Source organism: Lysobacter luteus (assembly GCF_907164845.1).
Taxonomy (GTDB): Bacteria; Pseudomonadota; Gammaproteobacteria; order Xanthomonadales; family Xanthomonadaceae; genus Novilysobacter; species Novilysobacter luteus.
This window is the reverse complement of sequence record NZ_OU015430.1, coordinates 2,290,527-2,309,843: the sequence shown is the minus strand read 5'-3', so window position 1 is coordinate 2,309,843 and position 19,317 is coordinate 2,290,527. Positions and strand designations below refer to the sequence as shown.

Genomic DNA, 19,317 nt, shown 5'->3' with positions numbered 1-19,317 from the left:
CTAGTGTAGCCATGTCCCCCGTGCCGCCATGAAGCCGTCGCAATGACCCCGTCTCCGCCACTGTCCGGGCCGCCCGCCGCCACGCCATCCGCGCTGGCCGGGGTGCTGGGGCACCCGGCGTGCGGGGCGTTGCCGCGGGGGCTCCGGCAAAGCCTGCAGGCTCAGGCCGACGCCGGACACGGCGATGTCCCGGCCGATCCGCCAGGCACGGTCGCGGCGATGCTCGACGCCCTGCAGCGGCTGGATGCCGACGGCGACACGGTGGCCGCGGCGATCCTGCATGCCTTCCCGACGCTGCAGGCGCGGCTGGCGCCGGTGCTCGAACGCGACCACCCGGCCATCGCGGCCCTGCTCGACGGCCAGCGCGCGGCGGGCCAGGTCTGGACCCTGCACGCCGAGCAGCAGCGACGCGGCGGCAGCGAAGGCCTGCGCCGGCTGCTGCTGGCGATCGTGCGCGACCTGCGGGTGGTGCCGATCCTGCTGGCGCGTCAGCTGGCCCGGATGCGACACGCCGACCAGCTTCCCGAGGACCAGCGCCGCCGGCTCGCCGAACTCACCCGCGACATCCATGCCCCGCTCGCGAACCGGCTCGGCATCTGGCAGTTGAAATGGGAACTCGAGGACCTCGCGTTCCGCCACCTGCAGCCCGACACCTACAAGCAGATCGCGCGGCTGCTGGACGAGAAGCGCGGCGACCGCGAGCGCTACATCGAGCAGGTCCGGCAGACCTTGCAGGCCGCGCTGGCCGCGCAGGGCGTCACCGCCGACGTCGCCGGCCGCCCGAAGCACATCTACAGCATCTGGAAGAAGATGCAGCGCAAGGACGTACCCATCGGCGAGCTGTACGACCTGCGCGCGGTGCGTGTGCTGGTCGACGACCTGGCCGCCTGCTATGCCGCGCTCGGCGTGGTGCACGCGACGTGGACCCCGATCCCCAGCGAGTTCGACGACTACATCGCCCGGCCCAAGCGCAACGACTACCGCTCGCTGCACACCGCCGTGGTTGGCCCCGAAGGCAAGACGCTCGAGGTGCAGATCCGCACCTGGGACATGCACCGGCAGGCCGAGCTCGGCGTCGCCGCGCACTGGAAGTACAAGGAAGGTGGCGGTGCCGGTGACGCCGCGTTCGACCGCAAGATCGCCTGGATGCGCCGGCTGCTGGAACCCGCCGCCGACGGCGCCGAGGCCGACGAGGCCACCCTGGCCGGCGAACTCGACACCGAACTGGTCGAGGACCGCGTCTACGTGCTCACCCCGAAGGGCGAGGTGATCGACCTCCCGGCCGGGGCGACGCCGCTCGACTTCGCCTATCGCGTCCATACCGAGGTGGGCCACCGTTGCCGCGGCGCCAAGGTCGACGGCCGCATCGTCCCGCTCGACCACCGCCTACGCAGCGGCGACCGGGTGGAAATCATGACCGCCAAGACCGGCGAGCCGCGCCGGGACTGGCTGATCGAGTCCAACGGCTTCCTGGCCAGCAGCCGCTCACGCGAGAAGGTGCGCAACTGGTTCCACCGCCTCGACCGCGGGCGCAACGAGGCCGAGGGCAAGGAGCTGCTCGACAAGGAGCTGCGCCGGCTCGGGCTGCTGGGTGCCGACCTTGCGCCCGCACGCGAGCGTTTCCACCTTGATGGCGATGACGACCTCCACGTGCTGGTGGCGCTGGGCGACCTCGGTGCCCACCAGGTCGCACGCGTGCTGCTCGAGCACGAGCGGGCGTCGCGCGCGCCCGTGGCCGAGGCGCCGCTGCCGACCCCCGCGCCGCGACCGGCTCCGCGTGCCCGTGCACGGGATTTCACCGTGCAGGGCGTCGACAACCTGCTGGTCCAGCTCGCGCGCTGCTGCCAGCCACTGCCGGGCGAACCGATCGCCGGCTACCTCACGCGCGGCCGCGGCGTGACCGTGCACCGGGCCGACTGCGCTGCGTTCCGCCGCCTCGTCGCCAACCAGCCGCAGCGCTCGTTGCCGGTGGAGTGGGGCGTCGATGCCACCGCCTACGAGGTCGACGTCGAGGTCATGGCCGTCGACCGCAAGTGGCTGCTGAAGGAGATCACCAACGTCATCGCCCAGGCCAACGTGCACGTCGCCGGCATCCGCAGCGACGCCGGCCGCAGCGGCGCACGCGTGCGCTTCAGGATGCGCCTGCGCGTTTCCGACTACGGACAACTGTCGGCGCTGCTCGGCAAGCTGGCCGCGCTGCCAGGGGTGGAACAGGCGCGGCGGACGTGAGGTTCAGGCGACGCACTCGGTTGGCCTGACCCGGGCTCAGTTCCGTCGCAACAGCACCTTGCGCGCCACCTCGCGTCCGGCATCCAGCGAGAAATGCCGGGTGACGTTGCCCCGGCCGTTGCCCGACAGCTGCTCCCAGAGCGTTTCATCGCCGTGGACCCGCAGCACTGCGTCCGCAAACCCGCCTGCGTCGTCGGCCACCATGACGTCCACGCCGGGGCTCACGTGCATGCCTTCCACCGCGCAGCTGGTGGCGACCACCGGCACGCCGTGCGCCATCGCCTGGTTGACCTTGCCTTTTACGCCGGCGCCGTAGCGCAGCGGGGCGACCGACACCCGGGTCCGGCCCAGCAGCGGGGCGAGGTCCGGAACATGGCCGTGGACGACCACGCCCGGCGTGTCGCCGAGCGCGAGGATGCGTGGCGGGGCATCGGCGCCGACGCAATGGAAACGCAAGGCCGGTGCCCGCGCGTGCACCAGCGGCCAGACCGATTCGACGAACCAGCACACCGCGTCGACATTGGGCGGGTGGCGGAAGCCGCCGACGAACATCACGTCGCGCCGCTGACCGAACCCCGGCCCCGGCTTCCCCTTGCGGTGCAGGTTGGACAGCACTTCGACCTGGGCCCCGGGGACATCGCGCGCCAGCAGCGCCTGCTCGACCGGACTGACCACGAAGGTGGTGTCGCTGCGGCGGATGACGTCGAGTTCCAGCTCGCGCGTGCGCTCGGCGTTGCGCGCAAGGGCCGGGTCGCCCGCGAGCTTTGCGGCGCGCTGCTCGCGCAAGTAGTGCAGGTCCACGGTGTCGAACACCAGGTGGGCCTGAGGGGCATGCCTGCGCAGCAGCGGCAGCATCTCGCGCATGACGTAGTGGCGGCACACCAGGACGCTGTCGAACCGCTTGCCGTGGTCCCGCAGCCAGGCGGGGATGGGCGGAGCGTGCGGGAGGTGCCAGGCCTCCACGCCCAGTTGCTGGAGCAGGCGGGTGTAGCGCGGGTCGAAGCCCCGGTCCGCCGGGAGGAACACCACGTGCGCGCCTTCCTCGATGAGCAGGCGCATCAGGTTGACCAGCCGCAGCGAACCCGAGTCGTGATCGGGCCGGGGCGTCAGCGAATCGATCACCAGGACCGTGCGTGACCGCAGGTGCAGCGCGGCGGCATCCTCGTCGCCATCGGGCTGCGGGTGGCGGGCGAGGGTCTCCCGCCACTTGTCGGCAAACACCGACTGGTTGCGCAGCTGGTGCGATTTGGGTCCGACGGTGACGTCCGTGCCCGAGGTTGCGCCCTCGAGGTGGAGCACGCGCGCGGCCGGCTGGTACAGGGTTCGCAGCCCGGCGGCACGGACCGCGAAGGCGAGGTCCGTGTCCTCGTAATAGGCCGGCGCGTAGCGGGTATCGAACCCGCCCAACCGTTCGAAGAGCGCGCGAGGTATGGCGATGGCGGCGCCCGAGCAGTAGTCGACGTCACGGACGAAGGCGTGGCGCGGGGCTTCGGCGGCGCCGAAACGACCGTGGTTCCAGCCGCTGCCATCGCGGAACACCACCCCCCCGGCTTCCTGCAGGCGGCCGTCGGGGTAGAGCAGTTGTGCGCCCACCAGGCCCGCGCGCGGATGTTCGGCAAAGGTCGCCAGCAACGCGTCGAGCCAGCCGGGCTGCGGCACGGTGTCGTTGTTGAGGAAGACCAGGTACTCGCCCTTCGCGGCGGCGGCGCCGTCGTTGCACGCGGCGATGAAGCCGCCGTTGCTTTCTCGGTGCAGGGTGCGCAGGCCATCGATACGCGGCAGCGCGTCGCGCGTTGCGTCGACGGAGCCGTCGTCCACGACGATGATCTCGACGGCGGCCGCCGGGGGATGCTCGGCGAGCGCGCGCAGGCATTCCAGCGTGTGGTCGAACTGGTTGAACACCGGGATGACGATGCTCGCCACCGGCGTGGTGCTGCCGGGCACCGCGAACGGGACGAACGGACCGCCTTCCGGCCGGTACAGCGCGACCCGCTGCGCCTGCGGGACGCGCCTGAACTGCTTGAGCACACGCGCCCACGAGGCGCGCCATCCGCGCGTGCGCAGGCTGGCCAGCCCACGGCGCACCAGTCCGGTTCCGCGATTGATCAGGAACCGCAGGTGGGTCGCGGACATCGGCATGCAGTACGGGCTCCGGCAGGGGGCGGCAATGGTGGGCTGAACTCGCGCCGAATCCGCCCGCGGGGCGCGACAGTGCCTCATGCCCGCTGCGTTAGACTCGGCCGGACGAGGGCCTTGCCCTGCCATTCTCCCACGCCGTGGCCCGAACCGATTACGAAGAACACGACGACAGCGACGCAGGTCACGGCGATGGTCCGAACTGGCGACGACGCCTGGTCACCTGGGTGCTGGCGGCGATCGGGCTGGGCCTCGGGTTCCTGATTCCCTATTCGCTGTACCTCAACCACGAGGTCGGCGAGCGCTTCGACCAGTTGCGCTGGCAGCTGCCGACCCGCGTCTATGGCCGGCCGCTGGAGCTGGCGCCGGGGCTGGCGCTGGACAAGCGGACGCTCACCACCGAACTCGATGCCGCCGGTTACCACCCCGGCGACGGCGTGCGGCCGGGGACGTATTCGACCGAGGGCGGGCGCTGGCTGATCTCCAGCCGCGGTTTCAACGACGTCGACGGGCCCGTGGCCCCACGCCGGGTCGCGGTGACGCTGTCGGGCGGCAAGGTCTCGGGCGTGCGTGACGTCGCCAGCGAGAAGTCGCTCAAGGCGGCCCGGCTGGACCCCGCCCGCATCGCGACCCTGTACGGGCAGAAGCAGGAAGAGCGCCGGCTGGTGCAGCTCGAGGAAGTCCCGGAGCTGCTGGTCACCGGCCTGCAGGCGGTCGAGGACCGCGATTTCGCGCATCACCACGGGCTCGACCTGAGCGGCATCATGCGCGCCGCGTGGGTGAACCTGAAGGCCGGCGAGACCCGCCAGGGCGCCAGCACGCTGACCCAGCAGCTCGCCCGCAGCGGCCTGCTGGGCATCGGTGCCGAGCAGACCTGGACGCGCAAGTTCAACGAGGCGATCTACGCCCTGCTGATCGAGGCCCGCTACGACAAGCAGACCATCCTCGAGACGTACTTCAACCAGGTCTACCTGGGCCAGCGCGGCGCGCAGGCGATCCACGGCGTGGCAGCGGCCTCGGAGTTCTGGTTCGGCCGCGACCTGTCCGACATCAGTACCGAGCAGATCGCCCTGCTGGTCGGCATCGTGCGCGGGCCTTCCTATTACGACCCGCGCCGCCACCCGGAGCGCGCGACCGAGCGACGCAATTTCGTGCTCGGCGAGATGCACGAGACCGGCCTGATCGACGACGCCGAATACGAGCGCGCCCTCAAGGCGCCGCTGGGCGTCACCGGCCAGCCGGGCCACTCGGCCAACCGCTTCCCCGCCTACGTCGACCTGGTCCGGCGGCAACTGGCCACCGACTACCCGGCCGACGCGCTCGTCGGTGCGGGCCTGAGCGTGATGTCGGGCATGTCGCCATCGGCCCAGGCCTATGCCGAGGGCGCGGTCACCAGCACGCTGGAAAGCCTGGACAGCAAGAACCGGCCCGACTTGCAGGCGGGTCTGGTGCTGACCGACGTACACAACGGCGACGTGCTGGCCGTGGTCGGCAGCGGCACGCCGTCGCAGCCGGGTTTCAACCGCGCCATCGACGCCTTGCGCCCGGTCGGGTCGCTGCTCAAGCCGTTCGTTTATCTGCTCGCGCTGGCGCAGCCGGACCGCTGGTCGCTGGCCAGCTGGGTCGACGACTCGCCGGTGACCGTCGCGCTTGGCAACGGCAAGGAGTGGAGCCCCGGCAACTCCGACGGGCGCAGCCACGGCACCGTCCGGCTGATCGATGCGCTTGCGCGGTCCTACAACCAGGCCACGGTGCGGGTCGGCATGCAGGTCGATGCACGCCGCATCGCCGACCTGATCCGCACGCTGGCGGGGATCGAGGCCAAGCCCAACCCGGCACTGATCCTGGGCTCGGTCGACCAGAGCCCGTATGCGATGGCGCAGCTGTACCAGTTCCTCGCATCCGGCGGCGAGATCCAGCCGCTGCACGCGGTGCGCGGCGTGCTGGACGCCGACGGCCGCGCGCTCAACCGGTATGACACCGAACCCGCGCCCGCCCAGGAAGGCGATGCCATCGCGGCCCGGCTGATCACCCTGGCGCTGCAGCACACCGTCTCCAGCGGCACGGCACGGCAACTGGTGTCCGACGGGCTCGGCCGGCTCGGCGCGGCCGGCAAGACCGGTACCAGCAACGACAGCCGCGACAGCTGGTTCGCCGGCTATACCGGCGACCACCTGGCCGTGGTCTGGGTCGGCAACGACCAGAACGAGCCGACCGGTCTGTACGGCTCGACCGGTGGCATGCGGGTCTGGTCCAGCGTCTTCAAGCGTTTGCCCAGCGCACCGCTGGAGGTCAGCGACGACGGCCTCGACTGGCAGTGGGTGGTCGGTTCGCACGCCACTGACGCAGGCTGCGCCGGTGCGCGCCGGTTCGCCTTCGTGGCGGGTTTCGCGCCGGCGTTCCAGTCGTGCCAGCCGCCGGAGCCGGTCTACCAGGAGGAGGAGCGCCGTAGCTGGCGCGACTGGTTCGGCTTCGGCCGCGACGACGACGCGCGCGAGGTGGAACCGCAACCGAGCCCGCAACCGGTGGAGGTCCCGTGACCCCGCGGCTGGCTGCACTGTCATTGGCCGTGGTGGTGGCGTCGGGCTGTGCAAGCGCTCCGTCGGCGCCCGAATTGCCGGCGTTCGATGCCGCCGCCGCACTGGCGGCGATCGAGCGGGCCGGCGCCGCGGCGACGGAAGAGCTGGTCGTGCGCCCGCTTGGCAATCCGCAGGTGCAGGATTTGCGCGCCGACGCCGATGACCTGCGTCGGCAGGGCCAGGCCGCCGAGGCGGCCGAGCGGCTCGACCAGGCGCTAGCCATGAGCCCGGCGGATCCTGCGTTGCTGCAGGAGCGCGCGGAGGTCGCACTGCTGCTGGGCGACCTCGACCTTGCCGAACGACTTGCCCGGCAGGGCGCCGGGTTGGGTGCCGGAGTCGGCCCTCTGTGTCGCCGCCATTGGGAAACGGTGGCCCAGGTCGCGCAGGCCCGCGCGCCCGCACGCATCGATCCCGCGACTGGCGCAGCCGTCGTCGCAGCCACGGTCACCGACGCCCGCAGCGCGCGCGACGCCTGCACCGTCACCCCGCCCCCGCGTTACTGAGATGGGTGAGGCAGGCAGCCGACTCGGCACCGCCAGCCGCGCGGCGCTGAGCGAGGGCGGCGACCTGGCGCGCAACATCGCCGCGTTCGCGCCGCGTTCCGCGCAGCAGGACCTTGCCGCCGCCATCGCCGGCGCCTTCGATCGCCGGGGCGTGCTGCTGGCCGAAGCCGGCACCGGTACCGGCAAGACGTTCGCCTACCTGGTGCCGGCGATCCTGTCGGGATTGAAGACGATCATCTCCACCGGCACCCGCGCGCTGCAGGACCAGCTGTACCACCGCGACCTGCCGCGCGTGCGCGATGCGCTCGGCATCGGCGTCAAGACGGCACTGCTGAAGGGCCGGGCCAACTACCTGTGCCATTACCGCCTGGAGCAGGCGAAGGGCGAGGGGCGTTTCCACAGCCGCGAGATGGCCGGGCAGTTCCAGCGCATCGTCGCCTGGGCCGGGCGCACCCGCATGGGCGACCTGGCCGAACTGGAAGCGCTGCCGGACGACTCGCCGCTGCTGCCGATGGTCACTTCCACCGCCGACAACTGCCTGGGCAGCGAGTGTCCGTTCTTCAACGAGTGCTTCGTCGTGCAGGCGCGCCAGCGCGCGCAGGCGGCCGACGTGGTGGTGGTCAACCACCACCTGCTGCTGGCCGACCTGGCCCTGAAGCAGGAAGGGTTTGGCGAGATCCTGCCCGGGGCGCAGGCCTTCGTGATCGACGAGGCGCACCAGCTGCCCGAACTGGCCGCGCAGTTTTTCGGCGAGGCACTGAGCGCGCGGCCGCTGGTCGAGCTGGCACGCGATGCGCTGGCCGAGTGCAAGCAGGCGCCCGGCGCGCTGGCGGTGCTGCAGGAACCGACCCGCGCGCTCGAACAGGCCGTTCGCGGCCTGCGCGCGGCGATGGACGAGTTGCCGGTCCGTGGCACCCGCCGACGGGCAGCCGAGGACGGCAACGCGGAAGCCGCGCTGGACGGCCTGCTGGACGCGTTGCGGACCTTGCACGCGGCGTTGCTGCCGCTGCGCGAGGCGGCACCCGGCTTCGACAGCTGCACCGCACGGGCGAAGGAGTTCGAACAACGCCTGCTTCGCTGGCGCGACGCGGATGGCGACGATGCCGGTTACGTCGATACCGATGCCGACCCGGACACGACTCCCGTAGCGACCGACGGGACCACGGATGAGGACGGGTCGCCCCCCGACGACCGCGGCCCGCTGGCCCGCGACGACGATGCCAGCGTGCTCTGGTACGAACTCACCGCCCGCGGGTTCCGGCTGAGCCGCACCCCGCTCGATGTCGCCGGCCCGCTGGCCAGGCACCGCGCGCGCTCGCAGGCGGCGTGGGTGTTCACCTCGGCCACCCTCGCGATCGGCGGGCGTTTCGAACATTTCGCGATCAAGCTCGGCCTCAAGGAGCCGGAGACCCTGCTCGCACCGAGCCCGTTCGACTGGCCGCGCCAGGCGCTGTGCTACCTGCCGCGCGGATTGCCCGAGCCGTCGGCGCGCCATTACACCGCGTCGATCATCGACGCGGTCCGGCCCGTGCTGGCGGCGTCGGCCGGGCGTGCCTTCGTGCTGTTCGCCTCGCACCGCGCACTGCGCGAGGCGGCCGCGCTGCTGCGCGACCCGGCGGACCCGGCGCCGTGGCCATTGTTCGTGCAGGGCGAGGCGCCGCGGCCGGTGCTGCTCGAGCGCTTCCGCGCGTCCGGCAATGGCGTCCTGCTCGGCGCGGCGAGCTTCCGGGAAGGCGTGGACGTCGCCGGCGATGCGCTCAGCGTGGTCGTCATCGACAAGCTGCCGTTCGGTGCGCCGGACGACCCGGTGTTCGAGGCGAGGCTGGAAGCGATCCGGCGCAGTGGCGGCAACCCGTTCCGCGATGAGCAGTTGCCGCAGGCGGTGATCGCGCTCAAGCAGGGCGCCGGCCGGTTGATCCGCAGCGAGTCCGATCGCGGCGTGCTGGTGTTGTGCGATCCCCGCCTGGTGGGCAAGAGCTACGGGCGGGTGTTCATGGACTCGCTGCCGCCGCTGCCCAGGACGCGCCAGCTCGAGGATGTCGAGGCGTTCTTTGCACCAGAATCGGCCGTCGCGCCGGCACCGGAGATGCCATGAAACTGCTTGCGTTCGAACTGGCGACCGAGGCCTGCTCGGTCGCGCTATGGGATAACGGTGAGGTGCGGGAGCGCTTCGAGGTCGCGCCCCGCCGCCATGCCGAACTCGCGCTGCCGTGGGCGGACGCCCTGCTGGCCGAGGCTGGCTTGGCGAAATCGCAACTGGACGTCATCGCCATCGGCCGTGGACCGGGCGCCTTCACCGGCGTGCGGCTGGCCATCGCGGTCGGGCAGGGCATCGCCCTCGCCCTGGACCGGCCGATGGTTGCGGTATCGACCCTGGCGGCCTTGGCATGGCAGGCCGGCGAGGGGCTGGTGCTGGCCAGCATCGACGCGCGCATGGGCGAAGTGTACGCCGGGGCCTATCGGCGCGAAGGCGACGCACAGACGCTGCTCGCGGCGGAAAGCGTCGGTCCGCCGGAGGCGGTCGAGTTGCCCGGTGGGGCGGACAGCTGGCTGGCCGTCGGAACCGGGCTGGCGGCCTGCGACGGTGCGCTCCAGTCGCGCCTGGCCCGGCGCTTGGCCCGCGTGGACGCGGCAGCGCTGCCGCATGCCGCCGACGTCGCCCGGCTGGCGGCGATGTGCGCCGCCCGCGGCGAGTTGCTCGCGCCCGAGAAGGTCGAACCGACCTATCTGCGCAACCAGGTCGCGCTGACCCTGGCCCAGCAGCAGGCCCTGCGCGACGCGCGCTGACCCTCCGGCGAGGCCGCCTCCGGCAAGCGCCTAGCGGTCGACCAGCTCGCCGCCCGGCAGGAACGCCCAGGTCCGGGTCACGTGCAGGACGTCCGGGTCATCTTCCGATTTCGGCAAGGGCGGGTACGGCTCGGCCAGCTGCGCGATGCGCAGCGCTGACGCATCCAGCAACGGAATGCCGCTGGACACCACGATGCCGGTGTCCTCGACGCTGCCATCGCGCCGGATCGCGACGCTGATGACCACCTGGCCGGCCAGCCGGCGCCGACGCGCCTCGTCGGGATAGTTGAGGTTGCCCACGCGCTCGACCCGGTCGACCCACTCGCGCAGGTAGCCGGCCCACGCGTACTCGGTGGTGCTGGCCGAGACGAACTTGCGCTTGGGGCGCTTGGCGTACCGCTCCGAGCGCAGGTGGATCTCGGCGGCGAGCCGGGCCATCGCCATGTCGTGGCTGATCTTCTCCTCGCCCGGCGGAAGGGTGCGCTCGTCCGGTGGCGGGGTCGCCTTGGCGGTCGCGGTGTTGGCCTCACCGCGGGTGCTGCTGACCACGCGGGCTTGCGGCGGTGGCTGCGGCGCCGGCGACTGCGCGCGCAGTTCGCGCGGCGCGACCCCGCTGGTGGCCTGCGGCAGCGGGCCCGACTGGGTGTCGCGCGGGCGGCTGCTCTTGTCATGCTCGCCGCCGCCCTGGTTGTTCGCCTGTGCGAGGAAGTCGGCCTGCGCGGGCGTCAGTTCGGTGGAGGTCCGGGTCAGGATGACGTCCAGCGTCGGCACTACGGGTGCCGCGCTTTCCACCGCGAAGCCGACACCGAGCAGCACGATGCCGTGCACCAGCAGTGACAGCACCGTGGTGGCGGTCAGTCGCTGGCCCTCGTCGATGCCGGCCGCGGGTGCCACCAGCGTGCTCATCGTGCCCCGGCGCGGGCTTCGATCACGTCGAACAGGTCGGCGCAGATGTTGAGCCCGAACTGTGCGTCCAGCTCGCGGATGCAGGTCGGACTGGTGACGTTTACTTCGGTCAGCCAGTCGCCGATCACGTCCAGGCCGACGAACAGCATCCCGCGCGCCTTCATTTCCGGCCCGACCTGGGCGGCGATCCAGCGGTCGCGGTCGGTGAGCGGGCGGCCCTCGCCACGCCCGCCCACGGCAAGGTTGCCGCGGAAGTCGTCGCCCTGCGGGATGCGCGCCAGGCAGTAGTCGACCGGTTCGCCGTCGATCAGCAGGATCCGCTTGTCGCCACCGGTGATCTCCGGCAGGTAGCGCTGCGCCATCGCCAGGCTTTGCCCACCCTGGGTCAGGGTCTCCAGGATCACGTTGGCGTTGGCGTCACCGTGGGACAGGCGGAAGATCGACCGCCCGCCCATGCCGTCGAGCGGCTTGAGCACCGTATCGCCGTGCTCGGCCACGAACGCCTTGAGGTCGGACGCGCGGCGGGTGACCAGTGTCGGCGGGCAGCATTGCGGGAACAGCAGCGCGGCGAGCTTCTCGTTGTAGTCGCGCAGGCCCTGCGGGTCGTTGACCACCAGCGCCCCGGCGCGCGCGGCCAGGCTCAGCACCTGGGTGTCGTGGATGAACTCGCTGTCCACCGGCGGGTCCTTGCGCATCAGCACGACGTGGCCGGGGCCAAGCTCCAGCCGGGCGGGGGCGCCCAGGTCGAACCAGTGGGCCGGATCGTCGGCCACCGACAGCGGCGCGACCGTTGCCACCGCGCGGCCGGCATCCACCGCCAGGCCGCCCGGGTCCACGTACCAGAGCCGGTGGCCGCGCCGTTGCGCTTCCAGCAACATCGCGAACGTGGAGTCCTTGGCGATCCGGATCGACCCGATCGGGTCCATCACGACGACGATGTCGAGCGGCATGGCGGCTCTGCGCGGGGGGGGAACGCGGCGATGGTAGCAGGCGTCCCACGGCCACCTTGGCGACCGCGATCGCATTCATGTTCGTCAGCAACGCTTGCCGAGCTTGACAGCGCACCCGCGGCTTGGAATAAAGGCAACCACGCGACGCGCCGGGGATTCCGCGTCGGCGCTTCGCAACAGGGGACACTGGAACATGCAGGACGAGGGTCGCAACGGCAGCCTCGATGGGTTGCGAGTCATGGTTATCGATGACTCCAAGACCATCCGCCGTACCGCTGAAACGTTGCTCAAGCGCGAGGGTTGCTCGGTGGTCACCGCCACCGACGGGTTCGAGGCATTGGCCAAGATCGCCGACCAGCAGCCGCAGATCATCTTCGTCGACATCATGATGCCGCGCCTGGATGGCTACCAGACCTGCGCGCTGATCAAGAACAACCAGATTTTCAAGAGCACACCGGTCATCATGCTGTCGTCGAAGGATGGCCTTTTCGACAAGGCGCGGGGCCGGATCGTCGGTTCCGAGCAGTACCTGACCAAGCCATTCACGCGCGAGGAACTCCTCGACGCGATCCGCACGCACGTCAACGCCTGACCGGGGGGTAGGGCACCAATGGCACGTATTCTTCTGATCGAGGACTCGCCGACCGATACGGCGGTCCTGACCCAATTGCTCGAGCGCAACGGCCACGACGTACTGGCCTCGGGAAGCGCCGAGGACGGCATCGACGTGTGCCGCCGCGAGCAGCCCGACCTGGTCCTGATGGACGTGATCCTGCCGGGCATGAACGGCTTCCAGGCCACCCGCGCGCTGTCGCGGGATGACGAGACCAAGGCCATCCCCGTGCTGATCGTCAGCACCAAGGGCATGGAGACCGACAAGGCGTGGGGCCTGCGCCAAGGCGCGAAGGACTACATCGTCAAGCCGCCACGCGAAGACGAGCTGATCGCACGCATCAACGCGCTGCTGGGGTCGTGAGCGGTTCCCACGCCATGACGTCCGCACCCTTTGACGTACTGGTCGACTACGAGCGCCGCAGCCTGGCGCACGTGGCCGGCCTGCCCGAGCAGCTCGACGCCCCGGGCCTGTGGCGCGGGGTCGGCTACCGCATCGGCGCCCGCCGGCTGGCATCGGACTTCGGCGAGGTGCTGGAAATCCTGCCGTTGCCGCAGGTCACCCCGGTCCCCGGCGCGCAGCCCTGGATGCTCGGGCTGGCCAACGTCCGTGGCAGCCTGCTGCCGATCGTCGACCTCAAGCAGTTCCTCGAGGGCGAGCGCACGGTCCTGCACGAGAGCCAGCGCATCCTGCTGGTCCGACAGCCGGGCGGCGACGTCGCGGTGCTGATCGACGAACTCCACGGCCAGCGCAGCTTCAACGAGCAGCACCTGCTGCCTCCCGGCGACGAGGCCGCCGCCGGCCTGGCCGACGGCCGCTACAGCCATTTCATCGACCGGGCCTACCGCCTGGACGGAACCGCCTGGGGCGTCTTCAGCCTCGAGCGGCTCGCCCGCACGCCCGAATTCAGACAGGCCGCGTCCGACATGACGCGGCCCGATCCCCGTACCAACGCGCCCTACACCGGTCCCGCCGGCGTCAGCACCACACTCGAGGTCGAACATGAGCACTGAGATGAATTCCGTCGCCGGGAAGGCCCGCAACGTCGGGGTCAACACCTGGTTGATCCTGTTGGGACTGTCGGTGCTGGTGTTCGGCCTGAACACCGGTTACGCCACATGGAAGGCGGCCCGCCTCGGCGGCGCAAGCGCTTCGGCCTCGGCATTGCAGGTGCAGTCGCAGCAGCTGGCGGTCCAGGGCCAGGGCGCGGTGGGCGGCGACCCGGCGGCCTTCGCGGCCTTCAAGAACACCCAGGCGCAGATCGACGACAACGTCAACGACCTCAACGCCAACTTCGGCCAGACGACCGGCGTCGCCGGACCGATCCGCACCGTCTCCCAGACCTGGGCGCCGCTCGACAAGAGCGCCGAGCAGCTGATCGCGAGTGAGGCCGCGGTACTGGGCCTGGCCGAGAACGCCGAGAACTTCACCAGCCGCGTGCCGCAGCTGCAGGCCAGCCTCGACGAGCTGGTCCGCGCTATGTCCACCAGCGGTTCGCCCTCCTCGCAGGTCTATTACGCCCTGCGACAGGTCGTGCTGTCGGGCACCATGGCCCGCCGCGTGACTGAGATCCGCGCCGGTGGCGCGGGTGCCGCCGCGGCCGGCGAAGGCCTGGTGCGCGACGTGGCGATCTTCGACAACGTGCTGACCGGCCTGCGCAACGGCGACGAGGCCACCGGCATCAACGCCCTGTCCAATTCCGGCGCGCTGTCGGCGCTCGGCCAGTCCGAGACCCTGTGGCAGGAGATGAAGACCGACGTCGACGCGATCCTGTCGAGCTCGCAGAACCTGTTCCGCGCGCAGGCCGCGGCCGACGCGATCACCTCCGGCTCCGACAAGCTGCTGGCCGACAGCCGCTCGCTGTTCGATTCGTTCACCGCATTCGGCTCGCTGAAGGACACCAGCATCCTCGGCAACCTGTGGATCTCGATCATCTCCGGCGCGCTCGCGCTGCTGGCGATCGTCGGCTTGCTGGTGTCGCTCAACCGCCAGCAGCAGGCCCGCTACCAGACCACGAAGGAACTCAACGACCGCAACCAGGAGGCGATCATGCGCCTGCTGGACGAGATGGGCTCGCTCGCGGAAGGCGACCTGACCGTGAAGGCGACCGTGACCGAGGACATGACCGGCGCGATCGCGGACTCCATCAACTTCGCCGTCGAGCAGCTGCGCAGCCTGGTGCAGACGATTACCGACACCTCGGTGCAGGTGGCGTCCAGCGCGCAGGAAACGCAGGCAACCGCCATGCACCTGGCCGAGGCGGCGGAACACCAGGCGCAGGAGATCACCTCCGCCTCCGACCGCATCAGCGAAATCGCGGCCAGCATCGACCAGGTCTCGAAGAACTCCGCCGAATCCGCGGACGTGGCGCAGCGCTCGGTGCAGATCGCGACGGCCGGTGCCGGCGTGGTGCGCCAGACGATCCAGGGCATGGACAACATCCGTGACCAGATCCAGGAGACCTCCAAGCGCATCAAGCGCCTGGGTGAGTCCTCGCAGGAAATCGGCTCCATCGTTGAACTGATCAACGACATTTCCGAGCAGACCAACATCCTGGCGCTGAACGCAGCGATCCAGGCGGCCTCGGCCGGTGAGGCCGGCCGCGGGTTCGCGGTGGTGGCCGACGAAGTGCAGCGCCTCGCGGAACGCTCGTCCAACGCGACCAAGCGAATCGAATCGCTGGTGCAGACCATTCAGGCCGATACCAACGAGGCCGTCAGCTCGATGGAGCAGACGACCTCGGAAGTGGTCGCCGGTGCGCGGCTGGCCGAGGACGCGGGTACCGCGCTGGGCGAGATCGAAAAGGTGTCTTCCGACCTGTCCGGCCTCATCCAGGGCATCTCGTCGGCCGCGCAGCAGCAGTCCGGTGCGGCGGCCAACATCACCCAGACGATGCACACCATCCAGCAGATCACCTCGCAGACCACCCAGGGCGCCAACCAGACCGCACAGTCGATTGGAAACCTGGCGCAGCTCGCCGCCGACCTCCGTCGTTCGGTGGCCGACTTCAAGCTGCCGGCCTGAGGCGCGGATTGGATCGATCGATGAACTGCCTGACCCCCGGCCGACGCTGCCCATGGCACGGCTCCGCTGATCGGCGGGGTGGATGATGACCGTGATGCGCGACGCAATCGACACCACCACGCTCGGCTGGATCAAGCCCGAACTCGACGAGACCCTGCGCCAGGCGCGGCAGGAGATCGAGTCCTACGTCGAGGCGCCGGACGATGCGGACCGGATGCGCGCCTGCGCCCGGCACCTGCACCAGGTGCACGGCACCCTGCGCATGGTCGAGCTGTATGCCCCGGCGATGGTGGCCGAGGAGATGGAGCGCCTCGCCCTCGCGCTGGTGCACGGCGAGATCGCCGACCGCGACGACGCCTGCGCGATGCTCATGCGTGGCGCCGTGCAACTGCCCGATTACCTCGAGCGGCTGCAGGGCGGTCATCGCGATATCCCGATCGTGCTGCTGCCGCTGCTCAACGAGCTGCGCGCGACCCGTGGCGAAACCGGTCTCAATGAGAGCGTGCTGTTCGCGCCCGACCTCGACCGTCCGTTGCCGACCCACCTGCCGGCCCCGGTCGCGGTGGCCACGACGATCCGCAGCGGTGCGCGCCCGGCCAGCCCCGGGCTTGCAGCCTTGCGCCACGCCCTCAGCCAGTGGCCCGAGGACGGTGCGCCGTCCGATGCGGCGCAGCTGGCCAGCGTGGTCGACAGCCTGCTGTCGGAAGTCGCGGTCGAGCCCCTGCGGCGGATGCTGTGGGTGGCCGCGTCGGTCGCCGGCGCATTGCGCGACGGCGCCCTGGCGCCCACGCGCACGCTGCGCCAGGCATTTGGTGGCGTCGAGCGGGAAGCCCGCAACGTCCTCGAGGACACCGGCTTCAGCGCGCCCGACAGCGAGCCCAACGCCGAGCCGACGCGCCAGCTGCTGTACCACGTCGCCCACGCGCAAGGCAGCCATCCCGCGCTGGACGACCTGCGTCGCACCTTCGAGCTGGATGCCCAGCTGCCGAGCGAATCGGAAATCGAACACGCCCGCGGCAGCCTGAGCGGCCGCAACCGTGCGCTGCTCGACACCGTGTCGGCCGCGATCAAGGAAGACCTGCTGCGGGTCAAGGATGCGCTGGACCTGCACCTGCGCACCGGCAGCACCGACGTCGGTGGCCTGCGTCCGCAGGTCGAGGCGCTCGGCCGCGTCAGCGACACCCTGGGCATGATGGGCCTGGGCATCGCCCGTGGCGTGGTGCTGCAGCAACGCGATGCCATGCACGAGATCGTGGCCGGCCAGCGCGCCGCCGACGAGTCGGTGCTGCTCGACGTCGCCGGTGCACTGCTCTACGTCGACGCCTCGCTGGACGAGCAGGTCTCCCGCCTGGGCCTGTCGGACGACCGCGCCGACGAGGACCTGCTGGCGAGCGAGTCGCGCAAGGTGCTCGAAGTCGTCGTCCGCGAGGCGATCGCCAACTTCGGCGACGCGCGCCAGTCCTTCGTCGCCTTCGTCGAGACCAACTGGGATCACGCCGAGCTGGTCGAGATCCCGCGCCTGCTCGACGAGGTCGGCGGTGCGCTGCGCATCCTCGACCTGCACCTGCCGGCGGATTACCTGTCGGGCGTCAAGCGCTACACCGAGGTCGAGCTGATCGGCCGCAAGCGCGTCCCCAACGGCCAGCAGCTCGACACCATGGCCGATGCGCTGGCCAGCGTGGAGTACTACCTGGAGGCGCTGCGCGAGCAGCGGCCCAACCGCGACCGCATCCTGGAGATCGCGCGCCAGAGCCTGGAGTCGCTCGGCTACTGGCCGCTGCCGCCCGAAGCGCAGGTCGGCCAGCCGGCTGAATCCTCGCCGCTGTCGGTCGAGGACGAGAACCTTGCGGCTGCCGCGCTGGACATGGCCTCCAGCAGCATCCCCGTGCCGTCATCCTCGCCGGCCGCACCGTCGCCGGCCGCGCCGGCACCCCCGGCGGTCGAGCGCCCGGCCGACGCACCGGTGTCCAGCGCGGCCGTCACGTCCGTGGTCGAACCGGCGCTCGGCGGCTTCGAGCAGAGCGACGACATCGACGACGAGATCCGCGAGGTGTTCCTCGAGGAGCTCGAGGAAGAGATCGGCAACCTGGGCCCGATGCTGGACGCCTGGCGTCGCAGCCCGGACAACCTGGAGCAGCTGCGCTCCATCCGACGCGTCTTCCACACCCTGAAGGGCAGCGGCCGGCTGGTCGGCGCGCGGACGCTGGGCGAGTTCAGCTGGAAGATCGAGAACATGCTCAACCGCGTGCTCGATGGCAGCCGCTCCGCCAGTCCGGCGGTGGTGGCGATCGTCGACGACGCGCATGCCGCATTGCCGGGCCTGCACGCCGCGCTGCAGGGCAGCGGAACCCTGCAGGCCGACCTGGCCGGCATCGAGGCCGTGGCCGACCGCATCGCGGCGGGCGAGGAAGCGTTCTACGTCGCGCCCGAGCCGGCACCGGTCGTGTCCGATCCCGCGCCGGTCGAAGCGGTTCCGGCAGAGACCGTCGCCGAGGAGGCGCCTGCCCCCGCTGCGGTGGAGATACCCGGGTCCACTGCGTTCGACCAGCCGGCCGAACCCCCGGTCGCCGATTTCTCGACCGAAGTGGACGAAGGCGGCATCCCGGCCTCGGTCGACCCGGTGCTGCTGGAGATCCTCGGATCGGAGGTCACCGGTCACCTGGCCACGATCGACCAGTGGTTGGCGGCCAGCCGCTCCGCACCGCAGCCGGCGGACGACCGCCTGCAGCGTGCGATCCATACCCTCAACGGCGCCTTCGCGATGACGGAGGTGCCGGTGATCACCGACATCACCGGCCCCGCGGAAACCTACGTCAAGCGTCTTCTCGCGGCCGGCCAGGCCGCGAGCGAGGACGGCGTGGCCGCGATCGGCGCGGTGGCGGGCGCAGTGGCCAGCACCCTGGCCGCGTTGCAGTCCGCCTCGCCGAGGATTCCCGAGTTCCACGGCCTGTCGGCCCGAATGCAGGCCCTGCGCGACACCCTGCCGGCGTCCCAGATGCCGATGCCGGGCGACGAGCTCGATGTCCCGCTCCCGACCCGCCGCACCAGCGGCGTCTCGGTGGTCGACCTGACCCCGTTCGCCGGGCTCGAAGCCTCGGAAGAAGGGACCGGCGTGGACGCCGCGCAGGCCGACACCGCGAGTGCAGAGGCACAGCGCGCCGAGACCGAGCGTCTCGAAGCCGAGCGCGTCGAAGCACAGCGTCTCGAAGCAGAGCGTCTCGAAGCAGAGCGTCTCGAAGCAGAGCGTCTCGAAGCAGAGCGCGTCGAAGCCGAACGACTTGAAACCGAACGGGCTGAAGCCGAACGTGCCGAAGCGGCGCGAGTCGAAGCCGAGCGCGCGGAAGCCGAGCGCGCGGAAGCCGAGCGTCTTGAGGCCGAGCGTCTCGAGGCAGAGCGCCTTGAGGCAGAGCGCCTTGAGGCCGAGCGTCTCGAAGCAGAACGTGTCGAGGCCGAGCGTCTCCAATCCGAGCGTCTCGAGGCCGAGCGTCTCGCAACCGAGCACGCCGAAGCCGAACGTATCGAAGCACGGCGCATCGAAGCCGAGCGTCTTGAAGCCGAGCTCCTGGCGGCCGAACGGGCCGAGGCCGAGC

12 protein-coding genes and 2 pseudogenes are annotated in these 19,317 nt (G+C 70.8%); 10 read left to right on the top strand and 4 right to left on the bottom strand.

All coding sequences use genetic code 11. The features are described from left to right. The first annotated feature begins 42 nt into the window (after positions 1–42). Entirely contained in the window at positions 43–2,229 is a 2,187-nt protein-coding gene (locus KOD61_RS10890; RefSeq protein WP_215218689.1) for a RelA/SpoT family protein, read from the top strand. A gap of 36 nt (positions 2,230–2,265) precedes the next feature. Here the strand turns inward: KOD61_RS10890 and KOD61_RS10885 are convergent, their stop codons facing one another. Further along, positions 2,266–4,368 carry a glycosyltransferase gene (locus KOD61_RS10885; protein ID WP_215218688.1) on the bottom strand — a complete coding sequence of 701 codons (2,103 nt, stop codon included), beginning with the start codon at positions 4,366–4,368 and terminating at the stop codon, positions 2,266–2,268. A gap of 137 nt (positions 4,369–4,505) precedes the next feature. On the opposite strand from KOD61_RS10885, the gene mrcB reads away from it, so the two are divergent. Genes mrcB through tsaB form a run of 4 tightly spaced genes read left to right on the top strand, consistent with a single transcriptional unit; the run spans position 4,506 to position 10,234 of the window. Continuing rightward, positions 4,506–6,905 carry a penicillin-binding protein 1B gene (gene mrcB / locus KOD61_RS10880; RefSeq protein WP_215218687.1) on the top strand — a complete coding sequence of 800 codons (2,400 nt, stop codon included), beginning with the start codon at positions 4,506–4,508 and terminating at the stop codon, positions 6,903–6,905. Beyond that, on the top strand, positions 6,902–7,447 hold the full coding sequence (locus KOD61_RS10875) for a tetratricopeptide repeat protein (RefSeq protein WP_215218686.1): 546 nt from the start codon (positions 6,902–6,904) through the stop codon (positions 7,445–7,447). Before mrcB ends, KOD61_RS10875 begins: the two co-directional genes overlap by 4 nt. Position 7,448: 1 nt before the next feature. Continuing rightward, positions 7,449–9,542: an ATP-dependent DNA helicase gene (locus KOD61_RS10870; RefSeq protein WP_215218685.1), complete on the top strand. Its 2,094-nt coding sequence runs from the start codon at positions 7,449–7,451 to the stop codon at positions 9,540–9,542. Then, positions 9,539–10,234, top strand: coding sequence for a tRNA (adenosine(37)-N6)-threonylcarbamoyltransferase complex dimerization subunit type 1 TsaB (gene tsaB / locus KOD61_RS10865; RefSeq protein WP_215218684.1), 696 nt, complete (start codon positions 9,539–9,541; stop codon positions 10,232–10,234). Before KOD61_RS10870 ends, tsaB begins: the two co-directional genes overlap by 4 nt. 30 nt (positions 10,235–10,264) lie before the next feature. Here tsaB and KOD61_RS10860 read toward each other — a convergent pair whose 3' ends face one another. Both KOD61_RS10860 and gshB read right to left on the bottom strand, forming a co-directional pair. Further along, positions 10,265–11,140 carry an energy transducer TonB gene (locus tag KOD61_RS10860; protein WP_215218683.1) on the bottom strand — a complete coding sequence of 292 codons (876 nt, stop codon included), beginning with the start codon at positions 11,138–11,140 and terminating at the stop codon, positions 10,265–10,267. Further along, on the bottom strand, positions 11,137–12,090 hold the full coding sequence (gene gshB, locus KOD61_RS10855; RefSeq protein WP_215218682.1) for a glutathione synthase: 954 nt from the start codon (positions 12,088–12,090) through the stop codon (positions 11,137–11,139). The genes KOD61_RS10860 and gshB overlap by 4 nt, the downstream gene beginning before the upstream one ends. Positions 12,091–12,283: 193 nt before the next feature. On the opposite strand from gshB, the gene pilG reads away from it, so the two are divergent. The 5 genes and pseudogenes from pilG to KOD61_RS13130 all read left to right on the top strand — a co-directional run. Further along, a complete protein-coding gene (gene pilG / locus KOD61_RS10850; RefSeq protein WP_215218681.1) occupies positions 12,284–12,682 on the top strand; it encodes a twitching motility response regulator PilG in 399 nt (132 codons plus the stop codon). A gap of 18 nt (positions 12,683–12,700) precedes the next feature. Beyond that, positions 12,701–13,066, top strand: a complete 366-nt coding sequence (locus KOD61_RS10845; protein ID WP_215218680.1) for a response regulator — start codon at positions 12,701–12,703, stop codon at positions 13,064–13,066. 14 nt (positions 13,067–13,080) lie between these two features. After that, a pseudogene (locus KOD61_RS10840) lies at positions 13,081–13,626 on the top strand (chemotaxis protein CheW); the annotation flags it as partial. A 79-nt stretch (positions 13,627–13,705) separates the two neighbouring features. Next, the gene (locus KOD61_RS10835) at positions 13,706–15,727 is read left to right on the top strand and encodes a methyl-accepting chemotaxis protein (protein WP_215218678.1); all 2,022 of its coding nucleotides are present in this window, start codon (positions 13,706–13,708) and stop codon (positions 15,725–15,727) included. 82 nt (positions 15,728–15,809) lie between these two features. Next, positions 15,810–18,581 (top strand): annotated as a pseudogene (locus KOD61_RS13130) (Hpt domain-containing protein); the annotation flags it as partial. Here the strand turns inward: KOD61_RS13130 and KOD61_RS13125 are convergent. After that, on the bottom strand, positions 18,541–19,254 hold the full coding sequence (locus tag KOD61_RS13125) for a pentapeptide repeat-containing protein (protein ID WP_407074595.1): 714 nt from the start codon (positions 19,252–19,254) through the stop codon (positions 18,541–18,543). The pseudogene KOD61_RS13130 and the gene KOD61_RS13125 overlap by 41 nt on opposite strands. Between the last annotated feature and the right edge of the window lie 63 nt (positions 19,255–19,317).

Bases quoted from the DNA above. Each gene is read 5' to 3' on its own strand.
- KOD61_RS10890 (WP_215218689.1), top strand. From the start codon at position 43: ATGACCCCGTCTCCGCCACTGTCCGGGCCGCCCGCCGCCACGCCATCC.
- KOD61_RS10885 (WP_215218688.1), bottom strand. From the start codon at position 4,368: ATGCCGATGTCCGCGACCCACCTGCGGTTCCTGATCAATCGCGGAACC.
- KOD61_RS10870 (WP_215218685.1), top strand. From the start codon at position 7,449: ATGGGTGAGGCAGGCAGCCGACTCGGCACCGCCAGCCGCGCGGCGCTG.
- tsaB (WP_215218684.1), top strand. From the start codon at position 9,539: ATGAAACTGCTTGCGTTCGAACTGGCGACCGAGGCCTGCTCGGTCGCG.
- KOD61_RS10860 (WP_215218683.1), bottom strand. From the start codon at position 11,140: ATGAGCACGCTGGTGGCACCCGCGGCCGGCATCGACGAGGGCCAGCGA.
- gshB (WP_215218682.1), bottom strand. From the start codon at position 12,090: ATGCCGCTCGACATCGTCGTCGTGATGGACCCGATCGGGTCGATCCGG.
- pilG (WP_215218681.1), top strand. From the start codon at position 12,284: ATGCAGGACGAGGGTCGCAACGGCAGCCTCGATGGGTTGCGAGTCATG.
- KOD61_RS10845 (WP_215218680.1), top strand. From the start codon at position 12,701: ATGGCACGTATTCTTCTGATCGAGGACTCGCCGACCGATACGGCGGTC.
- KOD61_RS10835 (WP_215218678.1), top strand. From the start codon at position 13,706: ATGAGCACTGAGATGAATTCCGTCGCCGGGAAGGCCCGCAACGTCGGG.